The 25163-nt window shown below is 62.0% G+C and carries 25 protein-coding genes and 1 tRNA gene; 15 read left to right on the forward strand and 11 right to left on the reverse strand.

Translation table 11 applies throughout. From position 1 onward, the window contains the following. Positions 1-68 precede the first annotated feature (68 nt). Together FHS49_RS05725 and FHS49_RS05730 are read left to right on the forward strand one after the other, a co-directional pair. Positions 69-863, forward strand: coding sequence for a DUF4198 domain-containing protein (locus tag FHS49_RS05725; protein ID WP_184016277.1), 795 nt, complete (start codon positions 69-71; stop codon positions 861-863). Positions 864-889: 26 nt separating this feature from the next. Continuing rightward, entirely contained in the window at positions 890-1378 is a 489-nt protein-coding gene (locus FHS49_RS05730) for a CREC-EF hand family protein (RefSeq protein ID WP_184016279.1), read from the forward strand. Positions 1379-1562: 184 nt separating this feature from the next. On the opposite strand, the gene FHS49_RS05735 is transcribed toward FHS49_RS05730, so the two are convergent. The 3 genes from FHS49_RS05735 to FHS49_RS05745 form a co-directional block, all read right to left on the reverse strand. Continuing rightward, positions 1563-1647, reverse strand: a tRNA-Leu gene (locus FHS49_RS05735). A 135-nt stretch (positions 1648-1782) separates the two neighbouring features. Beyond that, positions 1783-3216: a sulfatase gene (locus FHS49_RS05740; RefSeq protein ID WP_246350389.1), complete on the reverse strand. Its 1434-nt coding sequence runs from the start codon at positions 3214-3216 to the stop codon at positions 1783-1785. A gap of 314 nt (positions 3217-3530) precedes the next feature. Next, entirely contained in the window at positions 3531-5039 is a 1509-nt protein-coding gene (locus FHS49_RS05745) for a YifB family Mg chelatase-like AAA ATPase (RefSeq protein ID WP_184016281.1), read from the reverse strand. 110 nt (positions 5040-5149) lie between these two features. Between FHS49_RS05745 and FHS49_RS05750 the strand changes: the two genes are divergently transcribed. From FHS49_RS05750 to FHS49_RS05780, 7 genes are all read left to right on the forward strand, one after another. Then, complete coding sequence (locus tag FHS49_RS05750) at positions 5150-5458, forward strand: hypothetical protein (RefSeq protein ID WP_184016283.1); 309 nt, start codon at positions 5150-5152, stop codon at positions 5456-5458. Between the two features lie 91 nt (positions 5459-5549). Beyond that, entirely contained in the window at positions 5550-5684 is a 135-nt protein-coding gene (gene rpmH, locus FHS49_RS05755; protein ID WP_184017332.1) for a 50S ribosomal protein L34, read from the forward strand. Between the two features lie 56 nt (positions 5685-5740). Continuing rightward, positions 5741-6007, forward strand: a complete 267-nt coding sequence (gene rnpA, locus FHS49_RS05760) for a ribonuclease P protein component (protein ID WP_246350391.1) — start codon at positions 5741-5743, stop codon at positions 6005-6007. A 127-nt stretch (positions 6008-6134) separates the two neighbouring features. Further along, positions 6135-6347, forward strand: coding sequence for a membrane protein insertion efficiency factor YidD (gene yidD, locus FHS49_RS05765; RefSeq protein WP_184016285.1), 213 nt, complete (start codon positions 6135-6137; stop codon positions 6345-6347). A gap of 49 nt (positions 6348-6396) precedes the next feature. Continuing rightward, complete coding sequence (gene yidC / locus FHS49_RS05770) at positions 6397-8112, forward strand: membrane protein insertase YidC (RefSeq protein ID WP_184016287.1); 1716 nt, start codon at positions 6397-6399, stop codon at positions 8110-8112. Positions 8113-8224: 112 nt separating this feature from the next. After that, entirely contained in the window at positions 8225-8884 is a 660-nt protein-coding gene (gene yihA, locus FHS49_RS05775) for a ribosome biogenesis GTP-binding protein YihA/YsxC (protein ID WP_184016289.1), read from the forward strand. A gap of 186 nt (positions 8885-9070) precedes the next feature. Continuing rightward, entirely contained in the window at positions 9071-9739 is a 669-nt protein-coding gene (locus tag FHS49_RS05780; protein WP_184016291.1) for a glutathione S-transferase family protein, read from the forward strand. 122 nt (positions 9740-9861) lie between these two features. On the opposite strand, the gene FHS49_RS05785 is transcribed toward FHS49_RS05780, so the two are convergent. Then, positions 9862-10311 (reverse strand): cupin domain-containing protein, encoded by a 450-nt coding sequence (locus tag FHS49_RS05785; RefSeq protein ID WP_184017336.1) that lies wholly within the window; start codon positions 10309-10311, stop codon positions 9862-9864. 49 nt (positions 10312-10360) lie between these two features. Between FHS49_RS05785 and dapE the strand changes: the two genes are divergently transcribed. Continuing rightward, a complete protein-coding gene (dapE, locus tag FHS49_RS05790; RefSeq protein ID WP_184016293.1) occupies positions 10361-11512 on the forward strand; it encodes a succinyl-diaminopimelate desuccinylase in 1152 nt (383 codons plus the stop codon). Between the two features lie 96 nt (positions 11513-11608). On the opposite strand, the gene FHS49_RS05795 is transcribed toward dapE, so the two are convergent. The 4 genes from FHS49_RS05795 to FHS49_RS05810 all read right to left on the reverse strand — a co-directional run bounded on the left by FHS49_RS05795 (position 11609) and on the right by FHS49_RS05810 (position 15849). After that, positions 11609-13294: a putative bifunctional diguanylate cyclase/phosphodiesterase gene (locus FHS49_RS05795; protein WP_184016295.1), complete on the reverse strand. Its 1686-nt coding sequence runs from the start codon at positions 13292-13294 to the stop codon at positions 11609-11611. Between the two features lie 101 nt (positions 13295-13395). Next, the gene (locus FHS49_RS05800; protein WP_184016297.1) at positions 13396-13965 is read right to left on the reverse strand and encodes a Smr/MutS family protein; all 570 of its coding nucleotides are present in this window, start codon (positions 13963-13965) and stop codon (positions 13396-13398) included. Next, positions 13940-15199: a murein transglycosylase A gene (gene mltA, locus FHS49_RS05805; protein ID WP_221240430.1), complete on the reverse strand. Its 1260-nt coding sequence runs from the start codon at positions 15197-15199 to the stop codon at positions 13940-13942. Before mltA ends, FHS49_RS05800 begins: the two co-directional genes overlap by 26 nt. Next, positions 15196-15849 carry a Tim44/TimA family putative adaptor protein gene (locus tag FHS49_RS05810; protein ID WP_184016301.1) on the reverse strand — a complete coding sequence of 218 codons (654 nt, stop codon included), beginning with the start codon at positions 15847-15849 and terminating at the stop codon, positions 15196-15198. Before FHS49_RS05810 ends, mltA begins: the two co-directional genes overlap by 4 nt. A gap of 229 nt (positions 15850-16078) precedes the next feature. On the opposite strand from FHS49_RS05810, the gene secB reads away from it, so the two are divergent. The 5 genes from secB (at position 16079) to FHS49_RS05835 (ending at position 21875) form a co-directional block, all read left to right on the forward strand. Next, positions 16079-16591, forward strand: a complete 513-nt coding sequence (gene secB / locus FHS49_RS05815; protein WP_184016303.1) for a protein-export chaperone SecB — start codon at positions 16079-16081, stop codon at positions 16589-16591. Positions 16592-16629: 38 nt separating this feature from the next. After that, positions 16630-18186, forward strand: a complete 1557-nt coding sequence (gene murJ, locus FHS49_RS05820) for a murein biosynthesis integral membrane protein MurJ (protein ID WP_184016305.1) — start codon at positions 16630-16632, stop codon at positions 18184-18186. A 292-nt stretch (positions 18187-18478) separates the two neighbouring features. Then, a complete protein-coding gene (locus FHS49_RS05825; protein WP_184016307.1) occupies positions 18479-19543 on the forward strand; it encodes a hypothetical protein in 1065 nt (354 codons plus the stop codon). 537 nt (positions 19544-20080) lie between these two features. Next, positions 20081-21106: a tryptophan--tRNA ligase gene (gene trpS, locus FHS49_RS05830; RefSeq protein ID WP_184016308.1), complete on the forward strand. Its 1026-nt coding sequence runs from the start codon at positions 20081-20083 to the stop codon at positions 21104-21106. Positions 21107-21200: 94 nt separating this feature from the next. Beyond that, the gene (locus tag FHS49_RS05835; RefSeq protein ID WP_184016310.1) at positions 21201-21875 is read left to right on the forward strand and encodes a DUF4136 domain-containing protein; all 675 of its coding nucleotides are present in this window, start codon (positions 21201-21203) and stop codon (positions 21873-21875) included. Between the two features lie 254 nt (positions 21876-22129). On the opposite strand, the gene dnaA is transcribed toward FHS49_RS05835, so the two are convergent. From dnaA to mutM, 3 genes are all read right to left on the reverse strand, one after another. Further along, the gene (gene dnaA / locus FHS49_RS05840; protein ID WP_184016312.1) at positions 22130-23527 is read right to left on the reverse strand and encodes a chromosomal replication initiator protein DnaA; all 1398 of its coding nucleotides are present in this window, start codon (positions 23525-23527) and stop codon (positions 22130-22132) included. Positions 23528-23937: 410 nt separating this feature from the next. Further along, positions 23938-24201, reverse strand: a complete 264-nt coding sequence (gene rpsT / locus FHS49_RS05845; protein ID WP_184016314.1) for a 30S ribosomal protein S20 — start codon at positions 24199-24201, stop codon at positions 23938-23940. Positions 24202-24311: 110 nt separating this feature from the next. After that, positions 24312-25127, reverse strand: a complete 816-nt coding sequence (gene mutM / locus FHS49_RS05850) for a bifunctional DNA-formamidopyrimidine glycosylase/DNA-(apurinic or apyrimidinic site) lyase (protein WP_184016316.1) — start codon at positions 25125-25127, stop codon at positions 24312-24314. Positions 25128-25163 lie beyond the last annotated feature (36 nt).

The following is a 25163-nucleotide window of genomic DNA, read 5'->3' on the forward strand; positions in this document are numbered from 1 at the left end:
GGGTTGTTTTAGTATTGCAAGTGATTCTCATTAACACTAATAGCCACTCATCTTGAGAGGGGAAATTCATGAGACTCACGAAAAACCGGCTGTCCGCGATGGTGTTCGGCGGCCTGCTCTGCACCGCGCCCGGGGTGCAGGCGCATATGCCCTATGTGCTGCCCGGCGCGTTCGATGTGGGCCAGCGTGACCACATCACGGTGGAATCCGCATTTGGCGAAGAGCCCTTTGCCGCCGAGGTCGCGATGCGCGATGCGCCGTTCAGCCTCACCCTGCCCGATGGATCGGCGGGTGAAGCCGGCCCGGTCACCTATTTGCGCGATCTCTCCATCTTCGAGGCCGATCTGAAAACGCCGGGCACCTATCGGGTGACCACTGGCCAACGCCTCGGCCGCAAGGGCCAGATGTACCGGGTGAATGGCCAATGGGTGATGCGCGGCGAGGATGGTGCGCCGCCCAAGGGCGCTGAACCCGTCGCCGTGCAAAGCGCGACGCTGGCCGACGCCTATGTCACGCGCGGCCAGCCCACCGCCGCCGCGCTCAAGCCGCGCGGCGAGGCGCTGGAAATTCAGCCAATCACCCACCCCAACAGCATCGCCAGCGGATCGGACGCTACCTTCCTATTGCTGTTCGACGGCAAGCCGCTGGCGGGGGTCGATGTCACGCTGTTTCGCGCCGCGGGTGTCTATGACGGCCGCAAGATCGCCGGGCAGATCAAGACCGATGCTGCGGGCCAATTCACGCTCAAGCCCGATGATGCCGGCCGATATCTGATCCTGGTGCGCCATCGCACCACCGCCCCCGCCGGATCCGAAATCCCCTATCGCAGCTACACCTACACGCTGGCGTTCGACGCCGCCTGATCCCTCACCATCATATGGAGACTGACATGAAATTTCGCCTGATCGCCGCCGCATCCTGCGCGCTGCTCGCCATCCCCGCCGCCATCGCCGCGCCGCATGAGGGCAATGCCTTCATCCATGATTATGATACCAATGGTGACGGTCAGGTGACCCGCGCCGAATTCGATGCCGTGCGCGCTATCCGCTTCAAGGCGACCGATGCGAACCAGGATGGCTGGGTCTCGGACTCGGAATATCTTTCGGAATATCAGGCGCGCCTGGAAGGCCAGCTCGCCGCATCGGACAGCAGCGCAGAGGTGCAGGCCGAAGAGCGCGTGCGCCAGATCCGCCAGACCCATGTCCGCTTCGGCGTGCTGGATACCAACAAGGACGGCAAAATGCAGCAAGCCGAATATGACGCCTCGGGCGCGCGCGCCTTCACGCAGCAGGATGCCGACAAGAATACGATCGTCACGGCCGCGGATGTCGCCGCCACCAAGGCCCGGCGCGCGGAAATGGCCGCCAAGACCGACTGAGCCCGTCGAACACGCCAAGCCGCCATTTCCGCATCAGTGGGGATGGCGGTTTTGATTCAATCTCGCCGCAACGGGCGCGATCGAACCCGAAAGGGTTCGCAAGGCCGAACGGCCGCCCAAGCCCTGTGCGAGGAAAGCCAAGGGGGCGGATGCACCCGCCCGGCGCTTGAAGATAATATAGAAGTGGTGCCCCTGGCCGGAATCGAACCAGCACTCCTTTCGGAACTCGATTTTGAGTCGAGCGCGTCTACCAATTTCACCACAGGGGCAGCGCAGGCCGGTTAGCCCAGCACTTCGCCGGGCGCAAGATGGGTTAGGTGCGAAGCGAACCGACTTGCGAATTTGCGGGGGTGTAGCCGGGCCGTTATCCAGTTTCTCGCGCTATCGCGATCTGATAGGATCGATCAGGCCTTCGGCAGCATCCCTTTCAAGCGGTCCAGAATCTTGCGATAGCGCGGATTTCCGGCAAGGTTCTGATATTCGCCCGGATCCCTGTTCAAATTGTACAGTTCGCGTCCCACCAACCCATTTTCGCCCCATTCGCTATACCGCCACTCCTTGAAACGCACGCTTCGTCCATTTGCAGCCTGCGATTGGGCCGGGCGGCTCCATGGGCCGTTGGGTCGGTCGAGCAAAGGTCTCAGGCTTCGCCCTTGCGTATTCTGATTGCCCGGCAAACCTGCTAGATCCGTCAATGTGGGATAGACATCGAGCAATTCGACCAGTCGTTCCGATTTGCGGCCGTTGCCATTTGCGCCAGGCGTATAGACGATCAGTGGCACGCGCGTGGATTGCTCCCACAGCACATCCTTCTGCCACTCCCCATGCTCACCCAGATTATAGCCATGATCACTTATGAATATGACGATCGTATTCTTCGCGGCACCGCTCTTCTCCAGGCCATCCAGCACCCGCCCCACCTGCGCATCCATGAACGACGTCGATGCGTAATAGGACCGAACCATCTGCCGACGCTGATCATCCGTCAGCCCTTGTGATAGCTTCGCCCCCAGGCCGACTGCAGCAGGCAGAACAGATTTGATATTGCCCGGACCCTCGGGAGCCCAATGCAGCCTGTCATCGGGATAAAGGTCGAAATATTTCTTCGGTGCCACTGCGGGCACATGCGGGCGATAGAAACCGACCGCGATGAAAAACGGTTTGTCCTTATGCGCTTCAATCATCTTAATGGCTTCGGTCGCGACCATGCCGTCCGTTTGCGCTTCGTCCGGCCCGTCGTCCGGCAGATAGGCAAAGGCGATGCCCAGCGGTATTTTGGGTGTCATGTTGATGATCCGGCCATCGCGCTCGGCTTGCTTGTCACGGCCGGCAGGATTGATGACGTGATCCCAGGATAATGGATCGTCGGGACCACCCGTGCCGATGTCGCTTGGCACGCCCTGATGAAAAACCTTGCCCACGCGCCCCGAAAAATAGCCGTTCTGGCGAAAATATTGAGGAAGGGTCACGACGCTTGGAACCTTGTCCCGCAGCTTCGTCTGGAGATCGAGGATGTGCGTGGTGTCAGGCCGCATTCCGGTCAGAAAGGAGGCCCGGCTAGGCCCACAAAGTGGGAATTGGGAATAGGCGCGTTCGAATGTCACGCCCGATCGGGCAAGACGATCGATGTTGGGGGTTTGGACGACGGGCGATCCATAAGCGCCGAGCCGCGTGTTGAGATCGTCTGCGATAATGAGCAGCACGTTTTTCCGGGGCTGCACCGGCTGGGCCGATTTCGGATGCGCCCAGGCCGCGGGGGAGCCGAGCGACTGGAGCGCGATCATCGTGAAGATGACCGACCGCGCGATCCGGCGCTTGCGTCTGCGAATCTCGCCCAACTCGTCTCTCCTTATTGCAACGCCGCTTGAAGGCGCGTTGATCGATCACAATCCTCCTGTCAAAATCGGATGACAACTCAAAGCCCATTTCAACGGCCAACGGCCGATCGACAGTTGGCAATGCGATAACAGCCTGAGCCTCACCTTGTTGCCGCATTTCCACATCTCACCGAATAGGCAACGGGCGATTTACGCCGTTCACGCGCGTCACCACCCAAAAAAATGCCCGCGGTTTGACACCCGATTGAAATAGGCGATTCGCTGCACTGTCACGCAGCTCAAACCACGATTCAGTGAACGGTCGTCAACAGCGCTCAGTTCATCGGCGCCCGTCTTCGATAGCTCAGCGCCTCCGCCACATGCACCCGCCCCACCCCGTCGCTGCCCGCCAGATCGGCGATCGTGCGGGCCACGCGCAGGATGCGGGTGTAGCCGCGTGCGGAGAGGCGCATCGCTTCCGCCGCCTGCGCCAGCAATTTGCGGCCGGGTTCGTCGGGCGTGGCGCAGGCATCGAGCACATCGCCATCCGCTTCGGCATTGGTGCGCAGGCCCGCCTCGGCATAGCGCGCCGTCTGGATTGCGCGGGCGGCGCTCACGCGCGCAGCGACCTCGGCCGATCCTTCCGCGGGCGGCGGCAATATCAGGTCCGCCGCTGTGACCGCCTGAACCTCCACATGCAGATCGATCCGGTCGAGCAAGGGGCCGGACACCTTGGCCTGATAATCCGAGGCGCAGCGCGGCGCGCGCGAGCAGGCGAGCGTGGCATCGCCCAGATGGCCGCAGCGGCACGGGTTCATCGCCGCGATCATCTGGACGCGCGCGGGAAAGGTGACATGCGCATTGGCCCGCGCGACGCTCACCGTCCCGGTCTCCAGCGGCTGGCGCAGCGAATCGAGCACGGCACGCTGGAATTCGGGCAGTTCATCGAGGAACAGCACCCCCAGATGCGCGAGACTGACCTCGCCGGGGCGCACCTTCAGCCCGCCGCCGACCAGCGCCGCCATCGAGGCCGAATGATGCGGGCTGCGGAACGGCCGCGCGCGGATCAGCCGCCCGTCGGTCATTTCCCCTGCCACCGAGGCGACCATCGACACTTCCAGCGCCTCGCCCGGCGTCAATTCGGGCAATATGCCGGGCAGGCATGAGGCCATGAGAGACTTGCCCGATCCCGGCGGTCCGCTCATCAGCATATTATGCCCGCCCGCCGCCGCGATCTCCAGTGCGCGCTTGGCGCTCTCCTGCCCCTTTACCTGTTTCAGATCGGGGCCGGACACCGGATCGCTGACCGCGCCCGGCATCGGCGGCGCCAGCAGGCGACTGCCCTTGAAATGATTGAGCAAGGAGAGGAGATCGGGCGCGGCGATCACCTCCACATTCCCCGCCCAGGCCGCCTCCGGCCCCTGCGCCGCGGGGCAGACCAGCCCCAATTGCCGTTCGGAGGCATGGAGCGCGGCGAGCAACACGCCGGGCGATCCGGCCACTCGCCCGTCCAGCCCCAGTTCGCCCACCACCACATAGGATGCGAGCGTCTCGGCATCGATCACCCCCATCGCACCCAGCAAGGCCAAGGCGATCGGCAGATCATAATGCGATCCCTCCTTGGGCAGATCCGCCGGGGAGAGGTTGATCGTGATGCGCTTGGGCGGCAGCGACAGACCGAGCGCCGCGATCGCCGCGCGCACGCGCTCCCGGCTTTCGGTCACCGCTTTGTCGCCCAGCCCGACCAGCGTAAAGCCTGGCACGCCCGGCGCGATCTGCGCCTGCGTTTCCACCGCGCGCGCTTCCAGCCCGAGATAAGCCACTGTGGAGACGATCGCGACCATTTACCCCCCTTTTGTTCCAATTCGTTTGTAAGGCGAAACGAAGGCGAGTCGAGACGAATTTCGCGACGGATTGTCTTGTCGCGGCACATCTGCGTGCCCACATCCCTTGCATGACCTTGCGAGACCGCTTCAAACAATGGCTGGCAAGCGAGCGCTTTCGCTATGCCTTGTTCCTGATCGGCTGCCTGCTGATCATCCTGGCGCCGGTGGTGGGCATCTTTCCGGGGCCGGGCGGGATCATCTTCTTCGGCGTCGGTGCCGGGCTTGTTCTCAAGAACTCGCTCTGGGCGAAAAAGCGCTATGTGGCGTTCAAGAAGCGGCATCCGCGCTATGGGAGTTGGGCGGACTGGAGCCTCAGACGCCAGAGCGCGAAACGCCGCGAGGCGATCGCGAAGCAAAATCGGGTCGGAGGCGATTGACTTTGACCCGTCTTTTGCCTATCCGCCCCTCCAACAGCGGCCGCTCGCATGAGTGGCCCTTTTCTATTTTAGACGTTTGAGGAAATGAGCGATGAAGCGCACCTTTCAGCCGAGCAATCTCGTGCGCGCCCGCCGTCACGGCTTCCGGCTGCGGATGTCGACCCCCGGTGGTCGCAACATCATCCGCGCCCGCCGCGCGCGCGGCCGCAAGTCCCTCTCGGCCTGAGCACGATTCGCCGCCGTAAGGATTTCCTTGCGGCCAATGGTGGAAAGCGTGCGGCCATGCCCGGATTCGTCCTTCTGGTTCATGACCGTAAGGATGGATCGGATGGGATGCGAATCGGCATCACCGTGACCAAGAAGATTGGCGGCGCTGTCGTCCGGAATCGGATGAAGCGCCGTTTTCGTGCGCTTGCGCGCGAATTTCTGCCGCTTCAGGGCGTCGCCGGCGCGGATCATATCCTGATCGGACGGGCTGGCGGCATCGAACGCGATTTCGATGATCTCAAGCGCCAACTGGTCAAGGCGCTGGCGAAAGTGGCGCAGTGATACCCTTCTCCTGTCATGCTGAACTTGTTTCAGCATCCATTCTGCCGTCAGGCGCAATCTTGCCGGTTGAAGAATGGACCCTGAAACGAGTTCGGGGTGACGAAAGTGACGGCGGACATGGCTGACCATGCTCGCCAGGCTCCTCATTCTGATCGCGTGGCTCTGGCAGATCGGGCCTTCGCGCGTCCTGCCGCCCTCCTGCCGATACAGCCCAAGCTGTTCGGCCTATGCAATCACTGCGCTTAGCCGCTATGGCGCATTCAAAGGCGGGTGGCTCGCAGCCAAACGCATCGGCCGGTGCCATCCCTGGGGTGGCGCGGGCCATGATCCGGTTCCATGAAAGCCAGTCTGAATGAATACGGCCAATTCCATGTTTTGGGGGAATAGTTTTGGATAATAATCGCAACATGATCCTGGCGATCGTGCTGTCTGCCCTCGTGCTGTTTGGCTGGAGCGCGGTGTCCGATCGCTTTTTCCCCACCGCGAATCCGCCCGTGACCAAGATCGTGGACGGCAAGACCGTGCCGGTGCCGAGCCCGTCGGCCATTCCGGCTGCCAACGCCCCCGCGGCGCTGCGCGAACGGACGCTGGTGCTCGCCGAATCGCCACGCGTGAAGATCGCCACGCCTGCGTTGCAGGGCTCGATCAATCTGAAGGGCGCGCGGATCGATGATCTCACGCTCACCAAATATCGCGAGACGATCGCCAAGAATTCGCCCCCGATCCGCCTGCTGTCCCCCGGCGGCGCGAAGGACAGCCAGTTCGCCGGCTTCGGCTGGACCGGCCAGGGCGTCGCGCTTCCCGGCCCCGACACCATCTGGACCGCCAGCAGCGGGGCGCTTACGCCGGCCACGCCGGTCACGCTGAGCTGGAATAACGGCCAGGGCCAGATTTTCGAAATCCTCTTTGCGATCGACGAGAATTACATGTTCACCGTCTCGCAAAAACTCTCCAACGCCGGTGCCGCCCCCGTGGCTGCGCAGCCCTTCGGCTTCGTCAGCCGTCAGGGCGTGTCGAAGGATCCCAGTAGCTGGACGATCCACACCGGCCCCATGGCCGTGTTCAATGCCGCGGCGAATTACAGCATCAATTTTTCGGATCTCGATGAAGCCGGCAACAATGGCCAGCGTTTCGCCTCCAAGGGCGGCTGGCTTGGCTTTACCGACAAATATTGGCTGACCGCGCTGGTGCCCGATCAGAAATCGAATATCGACGCCACTTTCCGCGTCGGCACCGACAAGAATTATCAGGCCGATTTCACCGCCCAGCCGCAGATCGTTCCGGCGGGCAAGGCCACCACCGCCTCCACCCATTTCTTCGCGGGTGCCAAGGAAGTCAGCCTGCTCGATGGCTATGAGAAGAATCTGGGCATCGCGCAGTTTGACAAGGGCATCGATTGGGGCTGGTTCTATTGGTTTGCCAAGCCGATCTTCTATCTGCTCGACTGGCTGTTCCGCATGTTCGGCAATTTTGGCGTCGCGATCATCGGCCTTACGGTCATCATCCGCGGCCTGATGTTCCCCGTCGCGCAAAAGCAGTTCAAGTCGATGGCCGGAATGCGCGTCATCCAGCCCAAGATGAAGGCGCTGCAGGAGCGTCACAAGGACGACAAGCAGAAATTGCAGGCCGAGATGCTGAAACTCTATCAGCAGGAAAAGGTCAATCCGCTCGCGGGCTGCCTCCCGATCGTGCTGCAGATCCCGATCTTCTACGCGCTTTACAAGGTGCTGATGCTTACGATCGAAATGCGGCATCAGCCGTTTGTCGGCTGGATCAAGGATCTCTCCGCGCCCGATCCGATGACCCCGGTCAATCTGTTCGGCCTGCTCGCCTTCACCCCGCCGCAATTCCTGGCGCTGGGCGTGCTGCCGATCCTGCTTGGCGTCTCCATGTATCTCCAGTTCAAGCTGAACCCCGCCCCCGCCGATCCGGTGCAGGCGCAGGTGTTCGGCATCATGCCCTGGGTGTTCATGTTCATCATGGCGCCGTTCGCGGCGGGCCTGCAGCTTTACTGGCTCACCAACAACTGCCTCTCCATCGCCCAGCAGAAATGGCTCTACAGCCGCCATCCCACGCTGGGCCAGGTCGAAGCGAAGGCGAAGTGAGGGGATTTTGCTCTTTCCCCGTCATCCTCGCGCAAGCGGGGATCCCGCTTCTTCCTTCTTCGGATGCTTCACGGAAAAGCGGGATCCCCGCCTGCGCGAGGATGACGGGTAGATGACTGAGGACATCACGCCAGACATCCTGACCGAGGAAGCGATCGAAAACGCGCGCAAGATCTTTGCCGGCCCGATCAATTTCCTGAAGTCCGCGCCCTCGCTCAAATATCTGCCCGATATGGACGCGCCGGAAGTCGCCTTCGCGGGCCGGTCCAACGTCGGCAAATCCTCGCTGCTGAACGCGCTCACCGGGCGCAATTCGCTCGCGCGGACCTCCAACACGCCGGGCCGCACGCAGGAGCTGAATTTCTTCGACGTCGGAACGGAGCCTTTGCTGTTTCGCCTGGTCGATATGCCGGGTTACGGCTTTGCCAAGGCACCCAAGGATGTCGTGCTGCGCTGGCGCTTCCTGATCAACGATTTCCTGCGCGGTCGCACCGTTCTCAAGCGCACTTTGGTGCTGGTCGATTCGCGCCATGGCATCAAGGATGTCGATCGCGATGTGATGAAGATGCTCGACGAGGCGGCCGTCAGCTATCGCATCGTGCTGACCAAGGCGGACAAGATCAAGGACACCGAACTCGCCGATGTGCTGGCGAAAACGATCGCCGAAGCGCGCACCCGCCCCGCGGCGCATCCCGATGTGATCGCCACGTCGAGCGACACCGGCGAAGGCATAGCCGAACTCCGCGCGCTGGTGATCGAAGCGGTGAGCTGATTCTTCATCCCTCCCCGGCACGGGGAGGTGGCAGGCGCAGCCTGACGGAGGGGCAGTCAACGCGCGAGGTTTGGACAAGGCGGGGAACTGCCACTGCCCCTCCACCGCAAGCGGTCCCCCTCCCCCCAAAGGGGGAGGAATTTTCAGGTGGTTGTCTCACTCCCCCTCCGCCTCTATCACGCCCCCATGCTCAAACTCTTCATCGGCAATAAGGCCTATTCGTCATGGTCGCTGCGCGGCTGGCTCGCAGTGCGGCAGTCCGGCCTGCCGTTCGAGGAGAATGTCGTCCCGCTCTACGATCAGGATTGGGATCATCGCCGCGAGGGGGATGAATTCGCCCCCTCCTCGGGCAAGGTGCCAATCCTGTGGGATGGCGATGCCGTGGTGTGGGACAGTCTGGCGATCGTCGAATATCTCGCCGAGAAAGCGGGTCGCGACAAATTCTGGCCCGAGGACGATGCCGCCCGCGCGATGGCGCGCTCCATGGCTGCCGAAATGCACTCCAGCTTCGCCGCGCTCCGCCGCGAGCATAGCATGAACATCCGTCAGGTGTTTCCGGCACAGCCGCCGTCCGAACCCGTGGTGCACGATATCGTGCGTATCATGCAGCTCTGGGCGGAGGCGCGCGCACGCTTTGGCGGATCGGGTGACTTTCTGTTCGGTGATTTCGGCGCGGCCGATATCATGTTTGCACCGGTGGTGACGCGCTTCATCACCTGGTCGCTCCCGATCGCGCGTTTTGCCGAAGGCTATATGCAGGCTATGATCGCGCATCCCTTCATGCAGGACTGGATCGCCGGTGCGCAGGCCGAGGATTGGGTGATCGAAAAGTTCGAGCAGCCCCAGGGGGCATAGAGTCTTACCACAGCTTCCAAAAAACCGTTTGTCCCGAGCGAAGTCGAGGGACGTTGTCCCCTGCACCACGTGTCTCGATTGCGCTCGACACAAACGGGTTTAAGGTGAATTGAGGGTCAGCCCTAAAATTCCGACCCATCCTTGCGCCGCTGCCCGCCCTTGTCGGCGAACAGGTGCATGTCGATATCGGGATAGTGACAGTCGGAGTTCGAAGGCCGCCCGATCGCCACATAGACGCAATCCATGTCGCTTTCGTTGATCAGCACATGACCATTGCCGTCATTCTTGGGAAAGGCAGCAACGTCCCCGGCCTTCATCGGATGACGCCCCAGATCATCCACCAATGTCGCCTCTCCGGCGATCATCACCACCATTTCATCCTCGCCCACATGCCAGTGGCGCTGACCGGACCAGGCACCGGGCTTGAGCACGACATGGCTCGCGCCAAAATCGGTGATCCCCGATGCTGGCGCCAGGCGGCGATACCAGCGCTCTTGGATCACGTCGGCATAGACGGGCGGATAGCCCGTGGCATTGGTCTGCGGAAGGGATTCGAGATCGAGCTTGGGCATGATGCCGCTCCGGCTGGTCAAATTGGAATGTGCAAGCTAGGCGATCGGCATGAGCATTTCCATCGATCCCGTCGATCTCGCCTGCCGTCTGATCGCCTGCCCCAGCGTCACCCCCGCCACCGGCGCGGTGTTCGATGTGCTGGAGGAAGCGCTGGCGGGCATCGGCTTTGCGGTGCACCGCTTCATCGCAGGTGATGCGCCGGATGGCCCGGTGGAAAACCTCTTCGCCATCCGCGGGTCGGGCGCGCCGCATTTTGCTTATGCCGGGCATCTCGATGTCGTGCCGCCCGGCGCTGGCTGGGCCGGCGATCCCTTCACCCCCCAAATCCGGGGTGACCTGCTCTATGGCCGAGGGGCGGTGGATATGAAGGGCTCGATCGCGGCCTTTGTGGCGGCTGCCGCGCGCCATGCCGATCATCCCGGCACGATCAGCCTGATCATTACCGGCGACGAGGAAGGCCCGGCGGTGCACGGCACGGTGGTCCTGATCGAGCATATGCAGGCGGCGGGCCAGATCCCAGATCTGTGCCTGGTCGGCGAGCCCACGTCGGTCAACCGGCTGGGCGACATGATCAAGATCGGCCGGCGCGGCTCGGTCAATATGTGGATCACCGTCGCGGGCACGCAGGGGCATGTTGCCTATCCACATCTGGCCGACAATCCCATCCCCGCGCTGGTCCGCATCCTTTCCCGGATCGAGGCGATCACATTGGATGAGGGCACGGACTGGTTTCAGGCCTCCAATATCGAGATCACGGATGTGGAAGTGGGCAATCCCGCCACCAATGTGATCCCCGCCGCCGCCAAGGCGCGGCTCAGCATCCGCTTCAACGATCTCCACAGCGGCGAAGCGCTGGCCGCGCGCATTCGGGCGATCTGCGAGGAGGAATCGCCCCGCGCCGCGCTGGAAGCGAAAATCTCCGGTGAGGCCTTCTTCACCCCGCCTGGTGCCTTTTCCGACATGATCTCGGCAGCCATAACCAAACACACGGGGATCACGCCCGAACTGTCGACCACCGGCGGCACGTCCGACGCCCGCTTCCTGTCCAAACTCTGCCCGGTGGTGGAATTTGGCCTGCTGAACGCGACGATGCACAAGCTTGACGAGGCTGTCGCAGTTCAGGATATCGCCGTGCTGACGGATATTTTCGCGGATATCATTGAAGCGGCGTTGAAACGATCAAAGTCGATTTTGGTTTAAAATACCCGTTTGTCCCGAGCGAAGTCGAGGGACGTGGTGCTTGGTCCAACGTCCCTCGACTTCGCTCGGGACAAACGGTTTGCTACTGAAACAGCGTCACGCCACCGCCAGAATCGGCCCGTCCGCTTTCGACCAGTCGATAAAGCTCTGCTCGTCCATCGGCGTCGCAATCGCATAGCCCTGGAAGGAATCGCAGCCGATCACTTTCAAAACGTCGATCTGATCGCGGGTCTCCACGCCCTCGGCGACCACCTTGTGGCCCAGGCCGTGGATCAGCCCGATCATGGCCTGCGCGATGATCCGCGCCTGTTCGGAGCTGGCGATGTCGGCGATCAGGCTGCGATCGAGCTTCACCCGGTCGATCGGCATATCCCGCAGCCGCGCGAAATTCGAATAGCCCGTGCCGAAATCGTCGATCGCGATCATCGCGCCATCGCGGCGGAACGCGGCCATTTCCTTAAACACCGCTTCGCCGCAGGTCATCGCCAGTGCCTCTGTGATCTCCAGCTCAAGCAGACGGGGCGGCGCGCCATGATAGTCCATCCGCTCGCGCAGACGGCTGAAGAAATCGCGTTGCTCGATCTGGCGCGGGCTGATGTTGATCGACAGGCGCTGCTGGATGCCAAAGGAATCCCAGCGCGCGATCGTGGCCGCCACCGCGTCGATCACCCAGTCCCCGATCTCGATGATCAGATTGCTGTCCTCGGCGGTGTCGATGAACGCGCCGGGCAAGCGCAACCCGGTTTCCGGATGATTCCAGCGCAGCAGCGCTTCGGCCGACGTCGGCGCGCCACTGATCAGATCCACCTGCGGCTGGAAGGCGAGCGTGAACTGCTTGCTTTCGATCGCCACGCGCAGATCGCGCTCCAGATCGAGTTTTTCGGTGAGATCCTCCGCCAGCGCATCGGTGTAGAGCTGCGCCTGACCGCGCCCGCTCGCCTTGGCATGATACATGGCGACGTCGGCCGCCTTCATGAGCGTGGTGAGTGACTGACCATGGACGGGATGCAGCGCGACCCCGATCGAGGCGCCGACGCGGACGGTGTGGCCCGAAAGCGAGATATCCTCGTTCAGCGCGTTCAATATCTTCTGCGCCACGCGCATCGCGTCCGCCTCGCCCGTCACGCTGGGCAGGAACAGGGTGAATTCATCGCCGCCCAGCCGGCCGAGCACGCCATGCGCCGCGCCTTCGCGTCCGGCGGCGCGCTCCGAATGCAGCACGGTGCGCAGCCGATTGGCAACCCTCACCAGAAGCTGGTCGCCTTGGGCATGGCCCAGCGTGTCGTTCACCATCTTGAAATTGTCGAGGTCCACGAACAGCAGCGCCGACACCGTATCATCGGGCAGATCGATCAGCGTCCGTTCCACATCGCGGCGGAAATTGGTGCGGTTCGGCAATCCTGTTACCGGATCGAACATCGCCAGATTGTTGATGCTTTCCAGCGTGGAGCGCGTTTCGATGAACATGGCGTCCATCGTCTTGGCCAGTTCGGGCAAGCATTGGCGCACCGCATCTGGCGTGGGCGCTTCGAAATCGCCTTGCGCGGCTTCGATCAGGCGCTTGATCGCTGCGTCCACAGCATTGGCCACCACGGTCAGCGTTTGATTGGCCGAAGCCCAGCTCATCGCGGCGCAGATGATCGCGACCACCAGCGCGTTTCCAGCGTTGCCGGCATGGGAGGCCGCGGCGCTGCTCCCCGCCAGCATCGCGAGGATGAAGGTTCCTGCGCCGATGCACAGGGCGAAGGCAAATGCCCGGTTCTTGAGAGAATCGCCTTCCATGATATCGCTTGATGATCCTCAGAAATCGGCGGGCCGTCGCTAAGGCCTCTTGAACGCGCACCATTCGCATTGCCGGGTTAAGGAACGATTGATGGAAGAGATTAAGAAACCGTTCTTCCCCGTTTGAGGATGATATACAGCGCCCCTGCCCCGCCATGACGCGGGTGTGCATTGCGCACGGCGGCAATCGCACTGCCGTGGCGGGAATAAGCGATCCAGTCGCCCACCGCCGCGCGAATCAAGCCGCGCTTCGGCGGACCACCAAGCGATTGAGATTTTGGCGCTTTTCCCGTGATGAGCAACACCACGCGCGCGCCATCGGCGATCGCGCGCTCCAGGCTGGCATCAAGCAGCCGATGCGCGGATTCGAGCGTATGGCCATGCAGGTCGACCGCGAAATCCGGGCTGACCACGCCCTTGCCCAGCCTGCGGTCCCAACTCCCGTCCAGCGTGTTCGATGGCTCTGGCCTGGGCGGGGTTTTGGCGAGCGGCGGCGGCTTCACCGCGACCGGTGCCGCGCGCACTCTGGATTTGGGCAGAGCCGGTTTGGGCGGTGGCGCTGATGCCGGTGTTTCGGCGGGGGCTGCCCGCGCCGGTGCGATCGGATTGACGCTCTCGATCACCCGCGCCCACAGCGCGCGCTCTTCAGCGCCGAGCCGACGGCCCGGCATGGCCGCTTTCCGCATTCAGGCGCGCCACGGTGCCGATCGGCAGCAGCAGAAAGGCCGTCCCCCTGCCAGACATGCCGCCCGCGATCGCCCGTGCGCGCGCGCCTGCGCCCCAGAAGGTATCGAACCGATTGGCCCCCTTGATCGCGCCGCCGACATCCTGCGCCACCCAGATCCCCGCGGCTTCCGCGCGATCGAGCGAGAGGAAGACGGGCGCGCCCAGGGGCGTGAAATCGGGATCGGTCGCGACGCTCGCGCCACCGGCCACGGGCAAACCCATCGCCCCCAGCGGCCCCGCCCCGGTCAGTTCGCGGAAGAAGACGAAGCTCTTGTTCTCGTCCATCACGGCGCGACCCTGTTCGGGATTGGCGCGCAGCCAGCTCATGATGCCCTGCATCGAGGCTTGCCCCTTGGGCACCAGCCCGCGATCAAGCAGCAATTTGCCGATCCCGGTATAGCCGCGACCGTTCTGATTATCATAGCCGATCCGCATCACCGATCCGTCGGGCAGCTTGAGCCGTCCGGAGCCCTGGATCTGCAGGAAGAAGAATTCCACCGGGTCCGCGGCCCAGGCGAGTTCGAGCCCCTTGTCCGCCAACGCCCCGTCCACGATCTCGCTGCGCTGATAATAAGGCACCAACGCGCCCTTCTCGACGCGGCCGCGCACTTTTTTGCCCTTCAGGTCCTCGCTGAACAGGCCGAGATCGACATCCACCAGATCCCCCGGCTTGCGATAGACCGGCACATCATAGCCTGCGCCGCGCGTGCGCGATCCTGCAATCTCGGGTTCGAAATAGCCCGTGGCATGGGCGGCACCCGTGCCGATCTGCACGGTCTCGAAATAGCGCCTGAAAAAACCGGGAGCGTCGCTAGCGTTCCAGTCCGGCGCTGCGGCGCAGGCAGCGGCCCAATCCGCGCCGCGGGTCAGCCCACTGCTGTCATTGCGCTTGATGAGCGCGGGGCAGCTTGTCTGGAACGCTTTCAACGCACGTTCGGCCTGCGCCTGCGCAATCGGCAGAGCGGCGATCGGCGTTCCGGCAATCGCGCCTGCCGCGCGGGCGTTGAGCGCCGTCGTCACCGGCGCGGCCACGGGGATGGCGGGCAAGGGCGTGGTGAATTGCGGGGCGGCTATGGGATCGGTGGGTGCAGGCGCGCCCGGCGGCACGATCCGTGCGCTGCACGCGCCCAGCGCAAGCGCCGCCAGCGCGATCAACGCCCCCCGCTGGATCACGGTCAGGCCGCCTCGTCGGTGTCGATCAATATCCAGTTGGGATCGGACGCGCGCACCTGGCGGCTGAACGTCCACACGTCATGCGTTGGCACTGCGTCGCTCATCGAGCCGGCGATCACATTGCCCTCGGCGTCGCGGGTCACCGCGGCGATATCGGCGTCGAACTGGACGGTGACCCGTGCGGTCTGCCCTTCGAGCACCGCGTCGGAGATGCTCGCCTTTTCAATCGCGACCAGGCGGTTGTCCAGCACATGGCCCGCCGCCTTGCGGTCTGCGATCGCTTCCAGAAACGCCGCGCGCACGTCATCGGCGGCAAGCTCCTGCAGGGTTTCCTCGTCGCCCTTCCAATAGGCTTCCAGCGTCATGCGATAGGCCGCCTTGGCGCCCTCGACGAAGCGGCCGGGTTCGAACTGATTGTCGGCGGCTGCGATCGCGCGGACGCCGGCAAGGGCACCGGGCGCGACCAAGGGATCGGGCAGGCTGCGCGCATCGGGCGCGGTCTCGCCCAGCGGCGTGGAGGGCGGCGCAGTGGAGGCGCGTTCGTCGGCGGCCCGCGGGAGGGGCTGCTGCTCATGACCGGTCCGCTTGCCCAGCACCGAATAGAGCCGGAAAGCGAGGAAAGCCGATACCATGGCAAGAATTACAACCGTCGTCACAGGGCCTCCGTTCGCACACTGCGTCCTACATAGGGATGCGTGCGCCGCGTTTCAAACACCAATCATAGCGCAGAAACACCGCACAATGCCAGTCCTCTCCTTCACAACCGCCAACCCCGCCATTGCCCTCGTCTCCGCCCGCTGCTAGTCGCGCGCGGCATAGGTCGTTCGGCGGGGTCGCCGCGCGGCCCGACACAGACATTCACTATAGAATTAAGGGCGATACCAAATGGCCGATGAAGCAGGCGCGAACACCACGATCGATCCACTGGCCAATGGCGAGGATACCGCGCCTCAGGCCGGGATGATCTCGCAATATGTGAAGGATCTCTCGTTCGAGAACCCCAATGCCCCCGCGGTCTATCAGTGGCAGGGCCAGCCGCGCATCGACGTTCAGTTCAACATCGGCTCGCAGCAGGCCGGCGAAGACGTCTACGAAGTGATGCTCAAGATCGACGTGCGCGCCGATTCCGCGGACAAGGTCGCCTTCCAGGTCGAACTCGCTTACGCTGGCCTCTTCGGGCTGCGCAACATCCCCGAAGACCAGCTTCAGCCTTTCCTGCTCGCCGAAGCGCCGCGCATCCTCTTCCCCTTCGCCCGCCGCGTGCTGGCGGACGCCGTCCGCGATGGCGGCTTCCCGCCTTTGCTGCTCGAACCCATCGATTTCGGCGCGCTCTACATGAGCCAGCTTCAGGGGCAGCAGGACGCGCTGGCCAATGCGGAGCCGGAAGGCCAGGCATAAGCCCGGGCCAGACCGACGATTAAAAGGAAGACGCGCCGATGAGCCTGATCAAGTCCATGGGCACGATCGGCGGGCTGACCATGGTCAGCCGCGTCTTCGGCTTTGCGCGCGAGATGATGATGTCGCGCATCATGGGCGCCAGCGGGGCGGCGGATGCGTTCCTGGTGGCGTTCCGCCTGCCCAACACCTTCCGTCGTCTCTTTGGCGAAGGTGCCTTTTCCGCCGGCTTCGTGCCGCTGTTCAGCCAGCGGTATCACGGGCCGGGCGGCATGGAGGAAGCGCGCAAGTTTTCCGAAGAGGTGCTGGCGGTGTTCCTGCCCACGCTCTTCCTGTTCACGCTCGTGTTCGAACTCGCCATGCCGCTCTTCGTCGGCGCGATCGCATCGGGGTTTGTTGACGAGCCCGCGAAATTCGAACTCACGGTGTTCCTCACGCGGATCACCATGCCCTATCTGCTGCTGATCAGCCTCGTCTCGCTCTTCTCGGGCGTTCTCAATTCATTGACCAAATTCGCCGCGGCGGCCTTTGCTCCGGCGCTCTTGAACGTGGCCATGCTGATCGCTTTGATCATCGTGCCCACCGGCGGCGCGGCCAGCGCCACCGCGCTCTCCATGGGCGTCACCGCGGGCGGCTTCCTGCAATTGGCCCTGATGTGGAACAGCGCGCGCAAGGCCGGCGTCTCGCTCAAATGGCGCAAGCCCGTCATCACGCCGGGCGTGAAGCAATTCTTCGTGGTCGTCATTCCCGCCACTTTGGGCGCGGGCGTCTATCAGATCAGCCAGCTCATCGACACCTTCTTCGCCACGCGCCTGCCCGAAGGTTCGATGAGCTACATCAATTATTCGGACCGGCTGAACCAGCTTCCTTTGTCCGTGATCGGCACCGCGCTGGGCACCGCGATCCTGCCGCAGATCAGCCGCTTCATCAGCAAGGGCGAGCCCGACGAAGCCGCCAAGGTGCAGGGTCAGGCGGTCGAACTCTCCATGCTGCTCTGCCTGCCCGCCGCGCTCGCGCTCGCCGTGGTCGCCGGGCCGCTCGTCTCCGCGCTGTTCCAGGGCGGCAAATTCACCGCCGAGGATGCGATGATCACCGGCAACACGCTCGCGATCATCGTCTCGGGCCTGCCCGCTTATGTGCTGGTCAAGGTCATCACGCCGGGTTTTTATGCGCGCAAGGATACCAAGACCCCGGTCAAGACCGCGGTGATCGTGCTCGTCGCCAATGTCGTGCTCAATTTCCTGCTGATCCCCCCCTTCGGCATCTACGGCCTCGCCATCGCCATATCCGCCTGTTCATGGCTCAATGCAGTGATGCTCTATGTCATCCTGCGCCACCGCGGCCATTTCCGCATCGAAAACTGGCTCTGGAGCCGCATCGCCCGCCAGATCGCGGCTGGCCTCGTCATGGTCGTAGCGCTTTACGGATTGCGGGTGCTGCTGACGGACTGGTTCGCGGGATCGGTAATCGAGCGCCTGGCCGGCGTCACCGCGCTCGTCGGCACCGGGGGCGTGGTCTATTTCGCCGTCGCTTTCGCGATCGGCGCGATGGACCGCGACGGGATCATGCTGTTGTTGCGGCGGAAGAAGGCGGGCTGAGTGGCCAAGGCTTTTCATCAAGCGTTCGGATTCACAGCCGCCCACCAACACCAAATGATTGCTCCGAGTTATAGCCAGTTTCTGGGCCGCTAGGCGAATATAAATCGGGTTGGAACTGTCTCGCACCCTCCCCTCCTTCGCGGGGCGCATCGAGACTCGGCGGCGTGCCGCTAGTCGCAGTGGTAAGGATTCCTATTCTATTTTGTTAGGAACTCCGGAGCAGGTCGAATTCTTACCAGTTAACGTGTGTTACGTCGGTTGAATATCGCAATTCAACCGTTACTATATCGACATGTTCAATTCTAAGACACTTTTCATTATCGGAGCGGGCGCAAGTTGCGAGGCCAATCTTCCCAGTGGGGAAGGTCTCAAGAGCAAAATCGCTTCACTCTTGAATATCAAATTCGATAATACCAAAGGTCAATATAGCGGTGACATTCAAATCACGCAGGCGTTGAGAGATTATGCAAAGCTACCTGATGGAAGATCGGGAGACATTAATCCATATTTATACAAGGCGTGGCGCATCGCCGATGTTCTTCCAGCAGCAGCTATCTCAATAGATAATTTTCTCAACGCCCATCAGGGAGACGTTGAGATGGAGCTTTGCGGTAAACTTGGAATTGTCAAAAGCATATTGGATGCAGAACGAGAAAGCGCTTTGGGTTCGCACAATACCATTTCAGGAAAATTTAATCTTCATGCTTTAATAGGAACCTGGTATGTTGGCTTCTTCCAAATGCTGACAGAAAACGTATCTCGCGCGCGTGCATCGTCCGTATTCGAAAACGTGAGCATAATCACGTTTAATTATGATCGGTGTATTGAGCGATTTTTGATCCAGGCTCTGGCTGATTATTATGACCTGACTATGCCTGAAGCCGAGCAGATCATGATCAATCTTCCTATCTACCACCCTTATGGCAAAGTTGGACCGTTACCATGGCAAGACCCGCATAACGCAGTCCCATTTGGCTCAAGCACCACGAACCTCCTCACAGCCGCCCAGCGCGTAAAAACTTTCACGGAAGGCATGGGCGACGACGATACGCTCGCGTTGATGCACGATGCTGTGACCAAAGCAGAAACAATCGTATTTATTGGCTTCGCTTTTCACCCGGCTAATATGCAACTACTGACACCTCCCGAAAGCACTCAAACAAAGCGTATATTCGGCACTACTCTAGGGCTGTCGGATGCGGACGAAGCCGTCATAGAAGAAGATATTCTGAAAATTCTTCACAAAGACCTACTTACTTGGGATGAGCAAATTGCGATTAAGCCAAGATTTGCTCAGATGACTGGCGGCGCATTCTTCAAACAATATTTCCGAAGCTTGAGCGCATCACCTAAGTGAACGATCCAATGCAAAGCTCGAATATTATGGAACCGTTCAGCCGGATGTGATGGCAATATTTCGGAGTTCGTCTCCGATCATTCCATTTCTCGTCATCCTTCAAACTCGGCCCACTCTGCTTCCTGCCATGTATTTTGGCGTGAAAATAAAATTTTGCAAAAGCGCAACTCTGCCAAAAGAACAGCAGGTGGTGATGGCTTTACTCGTTAATCAAAACTCTTTCCTACAACCCCATTATCGAATATTATTCCCTCTTTGTTTGGCGAGTGCATCGGACATGTCTCCCGCGTACCATTGCCCCCCATCGCCCAGCGCTGCTTCTTCGAGACCCTAACCGACACCGACAGCAGCACCAACCGCTTTGCTAACTAGCCGGGATACCGCCAACCCGATCACACAGCCATTGTGCCAGACAGTGTGACCCTTGTGTGACCTTTGGCGAAATTCCGCCATTCCTTCCTCCGCCTCCCATCCCGCGCTTGCACATTGCGCACCGGGCGGGCATCCGCAGCGCACACTTTAAGCGAAAGCCCTATCATGCGCGTTCTTTCCGGCATCCAGACCACCGGCCATCTCCACCTCGGCAATTATCTGGGCGCGATCAAGAATTGGGTGAAGATGCAGGATACCGTTGGCGCGGAGGGGGGGGAGTGTCTCTATTTCCTCGCCGATCTCCACGCGATCACCGTCCACAATGATCCCGCCGAATTGCGTGACAATACGCGCAACATGGCCGCCGCGCTGATCGCCGCCGGGGTCGATCCCGATCGCTCGACGCTGTTCAATCAGGCGCAGGTGCCTGCACATGCCGAGCTCGCCTGGTTGCTGAACGGCACGGCGCGGATTGGCTGGCTCAACCGGATGACCCAGTTCAAGGAGAAATCGGGGAAGAACAAGGAGGGCGCGAGCGTCGGCCTCTATGTCTATCCCGTGCTCCAGGCCGCCGACATCCTGATCTATCAATCCACCCATGTGCCGGTAGGCGAGGATCAGCGCCAGCATCTGGAGCTGACGCGCGATATCGCGATCAAGTTCAATCAGGATTTCGGGCGCGAGGTGTTCACCATTCCCGATGCCTATATCCCCAAGACCGCGGCGCGAATCATGTCTTTGCGCGATGGCACCGCGAAAATGTCCAAATCCGATCCGTCGGACATGAGCCGGGTCAATCTGTCGGATGATGTGGACATGATCGCGCAGAAGGTGCGCAAGGCGAAGAGCGATGCCGATGCGCTGCCCGATGATATCGCCGCGCTGGAGGGCCGGCCCGAAGCGCGCAATCTGGTCAACATCTATGCCACGCTGGCCGATACCACGCCCGAAGCGGTGCTGGCGCAATTCGCGGGCCAGGGATTCGGGCAGTTCAAGCCCGCGCTGGCGGATCTTCTGGTTTCCGTGCTGGGGCCGATCACCACGCGCTATAATGAATTGCGCACCGATACCGCGCAGCTCGACGCCTATCTCGCGCATGGCGCGGCCAAGGCGCGGGCGCTGGCCGCGCCGACGCTGGATGCGGCTTATGATGCGCTGGGTCTGCTGCGTGCGGCGAACCGTGCAACCTGATGGTTGGTTTGCGCGTTCAATCTGCGTTCAGCCGATTTGACTTATGCTCCTGTCATAACGACATATGAACAGTCGCTTCAAAAGGTTTGACACTATGACGATCATCCGCAAAATCGCTCTCGCTGCCGCTCCGATCGCTTTGATGGCGCTGGGCGGGTGCGCCACCGGCTTCCGCGCCGATGTCGCGCGCTTCCAGGCCATGCCCGCGCCGCAGGGCGAAACCTTCGCGGTGGTCGCGCAGGATCCCGCCTTGCAGGGCGGTCTCGAATTTTCCCAATATGCGCGGCTGGTGAGCGCCGAGCTGGTGCAGCAGGGCTATCAGCCCGCGGCGTCGCCCGCCCAGGCTTCGATGATCGTCAAGCTCGATTACGGCGTCGATCGCGGCCGTGAGAAGATCCGCAGTTCGCCCGGTTTCTATGGTGCCGGCTATGGCGATCCCTTCTGGGGTCGTGGCGGTTGGGGTGGCTGGGGCGGCGGCTATGGCGGCTGGGGCCGTCGCGGCTATCTGATGGGCTTCCATGATCCCTTCATGTGGGGCGGCTATGGCAATGATGTGCAGAGCTACACCGTTTACACCAGCGATCTCGATATGGTGATCGAGCGTCAGGGCAATGGCCAGCGTCTGTTCGAAGGCTCGGCCAAGGCCGTCTCCAGCACCGATCGGCTGACCTATCTCGTGCCCAATCTGATCGAGGCGCTGTTTACCGGCTTTCCCGGCAATTCGGGCGAAGCGGTGAAGATCACCGTCCCGCCGCCACCGAAGAACTGAGGCGAGTTACACGGCCGTCACCCTGAACTTGTTTCAGGGTCCATTTCAAAGTCGCGACCCTATTGCGAGCGGACGAATGGATGCTGAAACAAGTTCAGCATGACGGTTATGGGCAGAGTGCGATGGCTTTCGGTCGATCCAACCCGTCATTGCGAGCGTAGCGAAGCAATCCAGAACGGTTTATGCCACCTTGGATTGCCGCGTCGCTGCGCTCCTCGCAATGACGGAGCCATGCAACGTCATCACGCTCTAAATCAGCCCTCGAGCGTCCGGATCAGCGCGCGGACGTCGCCGTCGATCTCGGTGTCGCTGGCGCGCAGCTTCTCGATCTGGCGCACGGCGTGGATCACCGTAGTGTGATCGCGGCCGCCGAATTTGCGGCCGATTTCAGGCAGTGAGCGCGGGGTCAGCCGTTTCGCCAGATACATGGCGATCTGGCGCGGACGGGCGATGGCGCGGGCGCGGCGGGCGGAGACCAGATCATTCTGGCGGATGTCGAAATGGTCGCACACCCGTTTCTGGATCTCGTCGATCGTCACCTTGCGCTGGCTGGCCTGCAGCAGATCGCCCAGCACGTCCTGGGTGAAGGCCAGGTCGATGGCGCGCCCGGTGAGCGTGGCATAAGCCGCGACGCGGTTCATCGCCCCTTCCAGTTCGCGGACATTGTTGGCGATCTTGCGGGCCAGGAAGCAGACCACTTCCTCGGGCACCACGGACCCGGCCGCCTCGGCCTTGCGGCGGAGGATGGCCAGGCGCAGATCATGGTCGGCGGGCTTTACATCGGCCACCAGACCCATGGCGAGGCGCGAGAGGATGCGCGCATCCACGCCTTCCAGCGCCTGCGGGCTGCGGTCGGCGCTGATCACCAGCCTTTTGCCGCTGGCCATCACCTCATTGACGGTGTGGAGAAACTCCTCCTGCGTCGATCCCTTGCCGGCGATGAACTGCACATCGTCGATCATCAGCAGATCGGCGGAGCGGAGCTTGGCCTTGAACCCGAGCGTATCCTTCGCCCGCATCGCCGAGACGAATTCCACCATGAACTTCTCGGCAGACATGTAGACGATATTGGCACCGGGCTGGCTGGCCTCGAAAGCATGGCCGATGGCGTGCAGCAGATGCGTCTTGCCCTGGCCCGTGCCGCCATGGATGAACAAGGGATTGAACATCACCGGGCCGCTTTCGGCCATCTTGCGCGCCGCGCTGCCCGCGAGCGCATTGGCATCGCCGGTGATGAAACTGTCGAACGTGAAACGCTGATCGAGCGAACTGGCGGTGCGGGGCTCGGGAATGGGCTGCGGCACGACCGCCAGCGCCTCGGGCTCCGGCTCCGCGGCATAGAGAGCCACGCCCTCCACAGCGTCCTCTGCGAGCACCATAACGCCGCTCACCATCGGCGCGACGGCGCGCCACGCGAGCGTCAGCCGCTCCGCGAAATGCGATTCGACCCAGCGCGCCATGAAGGGAGAGGGCAGCACCATTTCGACAAGGCCGTCTTCGGCGTGAAACGCGCCCAGCCGGATCGGCTTCAGCCAGTGATCGAACGTGCGCACCCCGCAATCGCGCCGCAGTCCGGCACGGACCTCGGTCCAGGCTTGGGCGAACGGCGCAGCATTCTCGTAAGTCACGTCCTGCGCCTTGTTATTCGCCATTCGGTTCACGCCTCGCCCTGCCCACCTGCGCGCTCAATGCGCCTTCAATCAGAGTCAACGCGCTCCCTCGGCCGGAACTGACTTGCCCCGACGCGAATACCCGCTGAATCATGCTGTCCCGGCCACTGATACGACTCGCCGGAGGTCTGTTTTAGGGACGGACTCGGACCCGGATCAAGGGCAGCCCTGTCAAAAATATGAAATAAAGACGCTTGACTCCGCAAAGGCGCGCAAATCAACCAGATGGGCATTTTTCTGTTTTATTTTAATGCTTTAGACTTGGTTGCGATATCGCAATGACGGGCGAATCGCGGGATTGCCTAGGCAGCGGGAATAGAGCCCGCGCAAAACAAAAGGCCCGCCGACTGGAAGCCGGCGGGCCTTTCGTTTTTGTTTACCCAAATAGGGGGTCAGGCGAGCGCCGCGACCCGCTTGTTGAGGCGCGAGAACTTGCGCGAAGCCGTGTTGCGATGAAGCACGCCCTTGGCAACGCCGCGCATCAGCTCGGGCTGAACGCCCTGAAGCGCTGCGCTGGCGGCAGCTTTGTCACCCGCTTCGAGAGCCGCTTCCACCTTCTTGACGAAGGTACGGATGCGACCGATGCGGTTGCCATTGACTTCGGTACGACGGGCGTTCCGCCGGATGCGCTTCTTTGCTTGCGGCGTATTCGCCATGCCTGCTGCCTCATATTCGAAAGAAAGAAGGCGCGGAAATCATCCACGCCCGGAAAGCGGCTCCAATAACCACAGACTCGTCGCTGGTCAACCGCTCAACGCCGACCTAATCAACCTTGGCATTTTCCACAGTAAAAGGTGGAGCGTCCCCCATCCACGCGGCGAAGAACGGGCTGCGCACAAACGGGGCACTCAAGTCCTTCGCGCCCATAGACGCGCCATTGCTTGAAAAAATAGCCCAATTGCCCATCCGGCCGCGCATAATCACGCAAGGTGGAGCCCCCCGCTTCGATCGCCGCCGCCAGAACCTCCTTGATCGCCTCCACCAGCAGATCGAGCCGTTTGCGCGCAATCCGGCCGCCTGGTTTGGTCGGCGCAATGCCCGCCATATGCAGCGATTCACACACATAGATATTGCCGAGTCCCGCCACGATCCGTTGATCGAGCAACAGCAATTTGATCGCGGAGACTCGCCCCTCCAGCGCGGCGGCGAGATAGGGCGCGTCGAAACCCTCGCCCAAAGGCTCCGGCCCCAGCGCCATGAACGGTGCAAATCGCTCCACCAGCGCGGTTTCCACCAGGTCGATCGAGCCGAACCGCCGCGGATCGTTCAGCGCCAACAACCGCCCCGATCCGGTTTCGATCACCAGATGATCATGCGTGCCGATGTCCTCCGGATCGACCCGCCAGCGCCCGGACATACCCAGGTGAAAGATCATCGTATCGCCCCGGTCGGTCGCGATAAGCCCGTATTTCGCGCGGCGGGAAAGCCCTGTCACGCGCGCGCCGGTCAGCCTTTGCCGCAGATCGACGGGGATGGCGCGGCGCAGATCGGCGCGGCGCGGCTCCACGCGTGCCAGCACTTCCCCCTCCAGCACCCCGGTCAGGCCGCGCACCGTGGTTTCGACTTCGGGCAATTCAGGCATGGCCAAGGACTTAACAGGCTTTGCACCCGCGGCAAG

Source organism: Sphingobium boeckii (assembly GCF_014199215.1).
In the GTDB taxonomy this organism is placed as follows: domain Bacteria; phylum Pseudomonadota; class Alphaproteobacteria; order Sphingomonadales; family Sphingomonadaceae; genus Sphingobium_A; species Sphingobium_A boeckii.